A 1,763-nucleotide genomic window follows, 5' to 3' on the forward strand; every position below is an offset into this window, starting at 1 on the left:
CCCGCTCCCCCGCCCTCTCCTTAGCCCTCAACAACTGCGCCATCCCCTCCGCCCGCTCCGGCCCCTCTTCATTCCTAATTCCTAATTCATAATTCCTAATTCTCCTCCACGCCCGCGCCCAATCGCGCCGTGTCAGCGTCAACCGGCGCGCGGCCACGTCGAGCGGTAACAGCAGCGCCGCGGCCAGCGTCAGCCACGGCCAGATGGGTTGGGCGGCGGGGGCGGCGTTGAGGTTGCGCTCGAAGACGGCCGCCGGCCCCGCGCCGCTGCCCTCGACCAGGTTCAACGCCCGCCCATCCGTCCGCTCCGCCAGCGACGCCAGCAGCGCCGGGTCGCCGGCCAGCGCCGCGTACTCCGGCGAGTAGCCCAGCACCCAGCCCGCCGACTGGCGCAGTCCTTCGTCGCCGGCCGCGCCGACGCCGATGAAGTAGGCCCCCTCGCTCGTGGGCGCGAACGTCGCCTCATAGCGACCCGGCGCGACCTGCTGAAGTTCCACCGCCCGCGTCTCGCCCATGGGATCGACGACGTTGGCCGTCAGCGCCAGCCCATCCAGGAAGCCATCCTCCCCTCGCGCGTCCACCGTCAGCCGGGCCGCCTCACCGTCGAGCCGCACCTCGGCCGACAGCCCGCCGGCCGGCCGGCTGCCGAACGTCCAGCGCACCGCCTGGTTCCAGAAGGGGCCATAGCCGTCCCAGCGCACCCAATCGCGCGCCCAGCGACTCGTGGCGTCCGACGTCCAGGCCAGCGACCGGCCCAGGCCATATTGCCACGTCGCCAGCAGCGGATCGCCCAGATGGGTCTCCAGCGTCACCTGGGCCGCGTCCTTGGCGCTCGTGCCCACGTAGCCGTGGAGCGGCGGCGTCTCGCGGATGTTGATCAGGATAGGGCTGCCGGCGGCCAGTGAGGGGAAGAAGCGCTCCTCGATAAGGTAGCTACGCTGGATGGCGATCGTCTCCTGGGTGAAAATCTGCGGCAGGTTGGCGGCCTGATCGGTCAGGTGGAAGCGACCGCCGCCCAACTCGGCCATCTGTTGCAGCCAGGGGGTGTCTGGGCCTGCGCCGATGCTGACCATCGAGACGGTGATGCCCTGCGCGGTCAGGTTGGCGATCAGTTCGGGTACGCCCTCCTTCTGCTCGCTGTCCGCGCCGTCGGCCAGAACGATGATATGGCGCACTTCGTGCGAGACCCGGCTATCGCCGGCGGCCAGCGCATTGGCCGCCGCTTCCAGCCCGGTGCGCACGAAGATGCCGCCGCCCCCCGCGCCCAGCCCGCGCAGCCGGCGGATGGCCTCATCCCGGTTCTCGGCCGTCACCGGGCCGATGATCTCGTCCGGCGCTTCGTCCACCGGGATAATGGTCATCTCGTCGAAGTCGTTCAGCAGTTCCAGCGCCCGGATCGCTCCCTCGGCTGCCAGTTGAATTTTGGTCACGCCCCCCTCTTCAGCGGCCATACTGCCAGAGCGGTCAATGACCAGCACCAGACTGACCGACGGAAAGCGCTCCTGGTCGTTGATCTGCATATCTACTGGCAGCGTCTCTTCCAGCGGCGTGCGGAAGTAACCGCCCATGCCAAAGCTGTCCGGCCCGCCGACGGCTGTCAGCCCGCCGCCCAGGTCGCGCACATAGGATTGGAGCGTCGCCATCTGGCGCGGCGACAGGTCGCGGGCATTGACGTTGACCAGAACGATGCCGGCGTAGTCGGCCAGGTCCGCCAGGCCGGGCGACAGGCCGGCCGGCGTGGCCCGCTCTACCGTCAGGCCGGAC

1 protein-coding gene is annotated in these 1,763 nt (G+C 69.7%); it reads right to left on the reverse strand.

The genetic code is table 11. The annotated features are described in order from the left end of the window. Positions 1-1,763, reverse strand: a 1,763-nt coding sequence (locus tag ACE3UY_RS04760) for a FixH family protein (protein WP_374686406.1), incomplete at both ends; no start/stop codon positions are given.

The sequence above is a fragment of the Promineifilum sp. (SeqCode) genome (genome assembly GCF_041918635.1).
Lineage (GTDB): Bacteria > Chloroflexota > Anaerolineae > Promineifilales > Promineifilaceae > Promineifilum.